At 37.3% G+C, this 8,581-nt stretch carries 8 protein-coding genes; 7 read left to right on the top strand and 1 reads right to left on the bottom strand.

What is annotated here, in order from left to right; translation table 11 throughout:
• On the bottom strand, positions 1-203 hold a 203-nt coding region (locus tag E4T79_RS07970; protein ID WP_167752654.1), incomplete at its 3' end, for an IS630 transposase-related protein.
• Positions 204-620: 417 nt separating this feature from the next.
• On the opposite strand from E4T79_RS07970, the gene E4T79_RS07965 reads away from it, so the two are divergent.
• From E4T79_RS07965 to E4T79_RS07935, 7 genes are all read left to right on the top strand, one after another.
• Positions 621-1,649: an aminotransferase class I/II-fold pyridoxal phosphate-dependent enzyme gene (locus E4T79_RS07965; RefSeq protein WP_135029262.1), complete on the top strand. Its 1,029-nt coding sequence runs from the start codon at positions 621-623 to the stop codon at positions 1,647-1,649.
• Positions 1,650-1,744: 95 nt separating this feature from the next.
• Positions 1,745-2,887, top strand: a complete 1,143-nt coding sequence (locus E4T79_RS07960; protein WP_135029260.1) for a cysteine desulfurase family protein — start codon at positions 1,745-1,747, stop codon at positions 2,885-2,887.
• A gap of 11 nt (positions 2,888-2,898) precedes the next feature.
• On the top strand, positions 2,899-4,113 hold the full coding sequence (thiI, locus tag E4T79_RS07955) for a tRNA uracil 4-sulfurtransferase ThiI (protein WP_135029258.1): 1,215 nt from the start codon (positions 2,899-2,901) through the stop codon (positions 4,111-4,113).
• A 566-nt stretch (positions 4,114-4,679) separates the two neighbouring features.
• Positions 4,680-5,126 (top strand): VOC family protein, encoded by a 447-nt coding sequence (locus E4T79_RS07950; protein WP_135029256.1) that lies wholly within the window; start codon positions 4,680-4,682, stop codon positions 5,124-5,126.
• A gap of 799 nt (positions 5,127-5,925) precedes the next feature.
• On the top strand, positions 5,926-6,906 hold the full coding sequence (locus E4T79_RS07945; RefSeq protein WP_135029254.1) for an ATP-binding cassette domain-containing protein: 981 nt from the start codon (positions 5,926-5,928) through the stop codon (positions 6,904-6,906).
• 2 nt (positions 6,907-6,908) lie between these two features.
• Complete coding sequence (locus tag E4T79_RS07940; RefSeq protein WP_135029252.1) at positions 6,909-7,703, top strand: ABC-2 family transporter protein; 795 nt, start codon at positions 6,909-6,911, stop codon at positions 7,701-7,703.
• Position 7,704: 1 nt separating this feature from the next.
• Positions 7,705-8,490 carry an ABC-2 family transporter protein gene (locus E4T79_RS07935; RefSeq protein ID WP_135029250.1) on the top strand — a complete coding sequence of 262 codons (786 nt, stop codon included), beginning with the start codon at positions 7,705-7,707 and terminating at the stop codon, positions 8,488-8,490.
• The last annotated feature ends 91 nt before the right edge of the window (positions 8,491-8,581 follow it).

Genomic DNA, 8,581 nt, shown 5'->3' with positions numbered 1-8,581 from the left:
TAGGCTTCCAACTGTTCTAAGGGAATTTTGCGAGACTTAGCAACACGTTTTTTCCGCTCTAGATGCCCTTGTTCTGAAAGTTGTTTTTCCCAAACGTAAAGTGTGTTTGTGCTAATGCCAAAAAGCGCACAGGTTTCTTTTTTGCTGTGACCAGCAGTTACGTATTCTAATACTCGGTTCCTAAAATCTAAATCATATGCCATATAACTACTATACCATATACTGTTTATAAACTAAAGGAGTATACTAAAAGTAAACTAAAAGACTATACATAATTTTTAATGAGGAACGTATCAATCTTGTAGGAGTGGGAGAAACATAATTCATTAGTTTATCTTTTATTGCTTCGTTCACTCGCTTTGCCGTACCTAGTACAGCCTGCAGCTCGTTGCTTAGTACTAAAAGTAAACTAAAAGACTATACATAATTTTTAATGAGGAACGTATCAATCTTGTAGGAGTGGGAGAAACATAATTCATTAGTTTATCTTTTATTGTTTTGTTAACTTGCTTTGCTGTACTAGTAGAGTACAGCCTGCAGCTCCTTGCCTAGTACTAAAAGTAAACTCAAAGACGATATCCCACTCTCTTTTTAGCTAGTTTATGAGAAAAGGAGATGCAATGCTACATTTCGAAAATGACTATAACAAGGGAGCACACCCAGCTATAATAGATGCTTTGGTAGCGCTCAACGATGTGGGGTTATCTGGCTATGGTACAGATGAGTATAGCTATCGTGCAGTTGAGAAAATTCGTCAAGCCACCAACTGTCCACAAGCAGAGGTCACCTTTTTGTCAGGAGGGACTCAAACCAATCAAGTGGTGATTGCTGCTATGCTTGCATCCTACGAGGGAGTGATTGCTGCTGATACAGGTCATATTGCTGTACATGAAGCAGGAGCGATTGAATTTTCTGGTCATAAGGTCTTGACCCTGCCTCACAAGGAGGGAAAAATTGAAGCCAGTGCTGTCCGTCAGTTGCTAGAAAACTTTTATGCGGACGCCAATCGTGAGCATATGGTCTTTCCAGGAATGGTGTATGTCTCACATCCAACAGAGTATGGTACTCTCTATAGCAAGCAGGAATTGTCTGATTTAGCAAGGGTTTGCAAGGACTACCAGCTTCCACTTTTCTTAGACGGAGCGCGTCTGGGGTATGCCTTGGCTGCTCATTCGACAGATCTTGATTTGCCAGCGATTGCGGACTTGACAGATGTTTTTTACATTGGTGGGACAAAAATGGGTGCGCTTATGGGAGAGGCAGTCGTTTTTACCAAGCTAAATCGACCCAAGCATTTTACGACTATTGTCAAGCAACATGGCGCTCTCTTAGCTAAGGGATGGCTGACAGGAGTTCAGTTTGATTGTTTTTTTACAAATGACTTGTATCTACAATTAGGAACGCATGCGATTGAAATGGCTGATCAGTTGATTGCATTACTGGAAGAAAAAAGGTATCGCTTTTATCTCAAAACTCCCACCAACCAGCAGTTTTTATTGGTAACAGATGAGGAATTGAAAAAATTGGATAGAGCGAATGTCTGCTATGGTTTTTGGGAGAAATATGATGAAACCTATACGATTATTCGTCTAGCCACCAGTTGGTCCACTAGCCAAAAAGACATCAATGCTTTGGCTCAGATTTTGTAACATAAGGAGTAGAAGCGCTGTTCGAACAGAGTTTTTCTATCTCTCAGGTCCTAAAATTTGATATAATGGAAAGACAGATGAAAAGGGGATAGAGAATGATTTATTTAGATAATGCGGCAACGACCCGCCCTTATCCAGAGGTACTTGCAACCTATGCAGAAGTCTCTACCAAGATTTGGGGCAATCCGTCAAGTTTGCATAGTCTTGGGAGTCAAGCAAGCCGCATCTTGCAGGCTTCCAGGCAGCAAATTGCAGATTTACTAGGGGTTATGCCACAAGAAATTTTTTTTACCTCTGGTGGTACTGAGGGAGATAACTGGGTTATTAAAGGGATTGCTTTTGAAAAGGCACCGTTTGGCAAGCACATTATTGTGTCGGATATTGAACACCCTGCGGTCAAGGAATCAGCGCTTTGGCTTGCGACCCAAGGTTTCGATGTTGATTTTGCGCCGGTTGATAGGCAAGGTTTTGTTAATGTTGCAAAATTAGCAGCTTTACTACGACCTGATACAACCTTGGTATCGGTGATGGCAGTTAATAATGAGATTGGCTCTATTCAGCCTATTCAGGCCATTTCTGATTTACTGGAAGACAAGCCTACTATTTCTTTTCATGTGGACGGGGTTCAGGCTCTGGCTAAAATCCCTACAGCGGACTATCTGACAGACCGTGTTGATTTTGCCACCTTTTCTAGCCATAAATTCCACGGTGTTCGAGGAGTTGGCTTTACTTATATCAAAAATGGTAAGAAAATAATGCCGCTCTTAACAGGTGGTGGCCAAGAAGCAGGGAAACGTTCAACGACTGAAAATCTTGCAGGAATTGCAGCGACGGCTAAGGCTCTTCGCATGGCTATGAAAGAGCAAGTAGATTTTGCCAAGAAAACCAGTCAGATGAAGCAGGTCTTGATCCAAGGTCTAGGTACTTATAAAGACATCACTATTTTTTCAGGTCAAGAGCAATTTGCACCTCATATTCTGACCTTTGGGGTAAAAGGTGTACGGGGAGAGGTCTTGCTCCATGCTTTTGAGGAGTACGATATCTATGTTTCAACAACCTCAGCATGCTCAGCAAAAGCAGGAAAATCAGCAGGAACACTCTTATCCATGGGAATTCAGCCTCAGTTAGCGACGACAGCTGTTCGCCTGAGTTTGGACTTAGAAAATGATATGAGTCAGATTGAGCAGGTCTTAACAACCTTTAAAATGATCTATGAACAAACCAAGAAAGTAAGATAGAAAGAGAAATCATGCAGTATTCAGAAATTATGATTCGATACGGGGAATTGTCCACTAAGGGCAAGAATCGGATGCGATTTATCACTAAACTCCGGGCGAATATCAAGGATGTTTTGTCCATTTATCCAGCAGTAAAAGTGATGGCAGATCGTGATCGGGCTCATGTTTATCTCCATGGGACAGATTACAAGCCGGTAGCTGAAAGCCTACAGAAAATTTTTGGGATTCAAAATTTTTCTCCTTCTTATAAGATTGAAAAATCGGTGCCTGCCTTGATCATGGCGGTACAAGAGATTATGGCGGATATTTATCAAGAAGGTATGACTTTCAAGGTATCCAGCAAGCGAAGCGATCATCATTTTGAATTGGATAGCCGTGAACTCAATCAAGTTTTAGGAAATGCAGTTTTTGAAGCTATTCCAAATGTTCAGGCCAGGATGAAGGCACCGGATATTGAGTTGAGAGTGGAGATTCGTGCAGAGGCAGCCTATATTTCTTACGAGACTATCCGTGGGGCGGGTGGACTTCCTGTTGGAACGTCTGGTAAGGGCATGCTCATGTTATCTGGTGGTATTGACTCACCAGTAGCAGGTTATTTAGCCTTGAAACGCGGTGTAGATATTGAAGCAGTACATTTTGCTAGCCCTCCTTACACTAGTCCTGGTGCGCTGAAAAAGGCTCAAGAGTTGACACGAAAATTGACTAAATTTGCTGGAAATATCCAGTTTATAGAGGTTCCCTTTACAGAAATCCAAGAGGAGATTAAGGCAAAAGCGCCCGAGGCTTATCTCATGACCTTGACGCGCCGTTTTATGATGCGAATAACAGATCGTATTCGTGAAGAACGTGGTGGTCTTGTCATTATCAATGGCGAAAGTTTGGGCCAGGTAGCGAGCCAAACCTTGGAGAGCATGCAGGCCATCAATGCTGTAACCAATACACCTATTATCCGCCCTGTTGTGACGATGGATAAGCTAGAAATCATTGATATCGCTGAGAGAATCGATACCTTTGCAATTTCTATTCAGCCCTTTGAGGATTGCTGTACAATTTTTGCACCTGATCGCCCTAAAACCAATCCGAAGATTAAAAATGTCGAGCAGTATGAAAGTCGCTTAGACGTAGAAGGAATGGTAGAGCGAGCGGTTCGCCATATCATAGTGACAGAAATCACCCCGCAAGCAGAACAAGACGAGGTTGATGAATGGATTCAGGATTTGTTATAGTCTTTTTGTTTGCTTTTAGTACTAGGCAAGGAGCTGCAGGCTGTATTTAGGGTACGGCAAAGAGAGTGAACGAAGGAATAAAAGATAAACGAAATGATTATATAAGATAAGGAGATAGGGGAGTAGACCCTCAAATGTGATACATATACAAATACATAAGGGAAGATTTGTTTTCAGAAAGTAATGTTTCATAGGTGAAGCAGGAAAATGTGTTAGAGTGGCATTGCAAATGAGGGGTTGTCCATGGTAACAGCTCTGTTTAGTAAAAATAGTTTGAAATATGTATGCAATTAAAAAATGATTGCATACATTTTCTTCACAGACCATAGTAGGTTTTCTAAAATGGTTCATTTGTCAGTATAAGAAATTCATGATATAATGTGTTATCATATTCGCTAAAAATCAACTTATGGCCTTGCTAGTTCATCTTCCCGAACTTCAAATTCTACTTGCCGTTTAGAGGAGGCTAGCTTTGCTCTCCTTATCTTCAAGTTTTTAAAAAAGAGGTTGTAAAAGCTTGAAGAGGTTGATTTTTATAGGGTATCACTATTTTTTGGAGGTTCTTCATGCTTAAAGCAATGGAAGTATATTTAGTTACGAATGGTAATGGTTTGGAAGCGATTGAGTTTTATCAGAATGCTCTTGGAGCAACCGTTGAGCAGGTGAATTTGTTTAAGGACTTTTTGCCAGATTGTCCGGTGGAATTGGAGAACTATGTGATGAATGCACAATTTCGCCTGAATGGTCAACGGTTCATGCTTTCAGATAATAATCCCGAAATGCCCTATACAATGGGTGACAATATTACAGTTGCTCTTATTACTGATGATGTGGAAACAGCACAGGAACTTTACAGCAAACTCTGTGTAGATGCGAAAGCCATTAACATGGAACTTCAAGCAGTTCCATGGTCACCAGCCTATGGAAACATAACAGATAAATTTGGGATTTCTTGGCAAATCAATGCTGAGGTGGACGGTTACGGTCAAGAATATTACGCAGAGCAAGGATAATAGAGAGTCTTTAGTTTGGGACAACAGCTATTAAGACACTATAGGGAAGCTGTCACCAGCTTGCTCAGATAATGGAAGTATTTCCGGCATATAGGATTGAGAATAAGCAAACAGTCATCACGGGATTTCATTTTTTACTAGAGGTCTATTGGATAGTGAGGGGACTTTTCCTAAAAGTCTTGATTTCTTTCGACTATGCAGTACCAGTTAAGCTGGTAAAAAAGCTGGGGAGAAGTTGCAGTTTGCTTTCCTATAGGATTGGAAACGTTAATGTCATGTCCTTGTCCTGCTTTTTAAAGAGAGAAGCGTCCAGGTTTTGGGAAAGTGAACATCATGTCTTATCAGCTAAGAGAACTGAGAAATTGGTTCTCTTTTTTGTCATTAAAAAGAATGGATGGGTATAGAATAGATGCCCACTCATGTTGAAATGACTTAAAGATAAGAGTAGAAAGAAGAGCAAGAAAAACGTGATGAAGATTGAACTGCAGGCTTAAAAGTTAGATGTTTTTTATCTAACTTTTAGCGTATAGCATTGGTTGATGACTTGATAGGTTCTTGAAGAGATTTTTTATTGGGAAAATTCTTGATATATCTATTCATTTTGATTATAATGAATGTGCTCATAAGAGAAAAATAAATCTTGCTTCACCTAAAAAAGAAAGCGCTTAACTTTTAAGTGATAAGATGTTGGTGACTTTTAGAGTTTGATAGGAGATAGCAATCTTAACGATAAGAAAATATTCAAACTGGTAAAGTGTGGAAGAGGCAAATGAACATATTTTATCGAAAGGAAAGATATATGGATGAAATAGTTATAGACGCGCAGAACTTATCTAAAGTTTTTTATCATTTTGATTCAAGACTTCCATTTATTAAGAGATTTTTAAGACCTCACCAAATAATGGTTCAAGCTGTTCAAGATGTTAGCTTTACGATTAAGAAAGGAAGTATAGTTGGTTTTATTGGCAGCAACGGTGCTGGTAAATCCACAATGATTAAAATGTTGACTGGAACTCTCTATCCCAGTTCTGGAAAATTAGAAGTGAACGGCGAGATTCCATTTGAAAGAAGTATCAATTTTAGAAAAAATATTTCAGTAGTAGTAGGAAATAAACTGCAATTATTTCAAGATGTCTCAGCGATGGATTATTTTCAATTAATTGGTACTTTGTACGAAGTAGAGCCGTCAATTTTACAAGAAAGAATTTTGGAGTTGAGCAATTTATTAGATGTAACAGATCAACTTTATCAGCAAGTCCGAACCCTCTCTCTTGGACAAAAAATGAAAATGGAATTTATTGCGGCATCTATAACAAGTCCGGAAATATTATTTTTAGATGAGCCCACTATAGGATTAGACATTCAGGCTAAAAAAGATATCAGAGAATTTTTAAGGAAAATGAATGAAGAATGGCAGACTACGATTATTTTAACAAGTCATGATATGGATGACATTTCGTCTGTCTGTGATGAAGTAATTGTTATTGATAAAGGAAAAATTCTTTTACAGGAGTCCATGGACATTATTTTATCTAAATTTTCTGATTTTAAATATTTAAAAATAAAAATGACCTTGAATTCTGTGCCAGAGGTATGGCCTATTAAAGGAATGGTTCTTATTTCTCAAAAAGATTCGGAGTATCTACTAAAAATACCTAGAGATTTTGTCTTTGAAGCATTAGAAGCAATCAGCAAGCTTGCAGATATAGAAGATTTTGAACTGTCAAATCTTTCTTTGGAAGAAATTATTTTACAAAACTATTTTACGAAAAAGGAGTAAAATTGAAAAAAGAAATCTCTATTATCCAGATATCATTCCAATCTATTTTAAATTATAAATCGAGTGTATTATTGTTGATAGTACAAGCAAGTGTACAAATCATGATATCAGTATCTTTATGGGCATACATATATCAAAGCAATCAGACGAGGATAGCAGGGTATAACTTTACTTCCATGGTTCAATACTATTTAGGAACGATTATTTTTTCGTACTTTGTTTTTTACCCAGTTGATTGGGAAATCAATGACGATATTCATTCAGGGAATTTTTTTAGTATATTACTAAAGCCGATTACTTTTTATAGATATTATTTTTGCAAAATGCTTGGAGATAGGATTGCTCATCTATTATTTAGTATCATTCCTGTGATTTTGTTTTCTAGTATTTACTATAGGAATGAATTTTTAAGCATTGAAACCTTTATTTTTGGAAGTATTTCGATTGTTTTGTCTATGGTTCTATGGTTTTTACTATCATGTTGTGTGGGGATGCTTTCTTTCTGGTTGGAAAATATCTTTTTTGTGCTTACTGTTAAAGAAATAGTCATTCAGTTTTTATCAGGAATCGTATTGCCTTTAAACTTTTTTTCAAATAATGTTCGTCTATTTGTAGATATGTTACCCTTTAAATACTTAGTATATGAACCGCTCCAAATAATTCGAAATGAAACCTATCAACCAATGGAAGCTTTGGGCGTTATTTGTGTTCAGCTGATTTGGTGTATCCTTTTATATATGCTATCTAGGTTTTTATTGAGAAAAGGGGTGGAACACTTCTCAAATGTGGGAGGATAAAATGTTTAGAGTAAATGTACTTTTTAGATTACTTGGTTATGGTTTCAAATCGGATATGAATTTTCATTTTGACTTCTTTTGTGGTCTATTTTCCTCTATCCTGTGGATTGGGTTACCCCTTGTATTTTTTAAATTGATTTTCTTAAATATAGAGGATTTTAATGGTTGGGAATATTCTCAAATTTTATTTTTAGTCGGTTCATACACGATTGTAGATGGAATGATGATGGGATTATTAATTAGAAGCATGGGAATGCTAGAATCGGATATTTTGAATGGAAATTTAGATCACGTTCTATTGAAACCATTTGATACCCAGTTGTTCTATGCTTTTAGATCATTTAATTTGGTTCAATTCGTGAATACTTTTTTTGGTCTTGCGATTGTTGTTATCAGTTGTGAAAGCTTAAATGTACAGTTGAATCCATTAAAACTATTCCTTTATATTCTTTCTTTAGTATGTGGTTGTATTATCTACTATTCAATTTGGTTTCTAATCACCATTAGTTCATTTTGGTTCCCAACGAAATTTTCAAAAGTAGACGTGTTTTTGAATTATATTGGCATTTCTAAGTATCCATATACTATTTTTACAGGGATTAACAGACTGTTTGCTCTGCTATTTATTCCTAGTGTATTAATTGCCAATCCGGCGCTGCTCATTTTTTTAGAAAAAGATAGCTTGAGTTTATTTTATTATCAACTAATTTTCACCGTGTTTTTGATGGTTATAAGCTGTTTAATTTTTAAAAAAGGATTAAAAAAATATGAAAGTGCAGGAAGATAAATCACGTTGTTCAGTTATATGCTTGACCAAAGGAAGTGATGCATGATATTTTGTTTTATGGTCACTCAACCATTAGACAGTCGCTATCAAG

The sequence above is a fragment of the Streptococcus sp. LYSM12 genome, assembly GCF_004569635.1.
In the GTDB taxonomy this organism is placed as follows: Bacteria; Bacillota; Bacilli; order Lactobacillales; family Streptococcaceae; genus Streptococcus.
The sequence above is the reverse complement of the archived record's forward strand: the minus strand, read 5'-3'. Positions and strand labels throughout refer to the sequence as shown.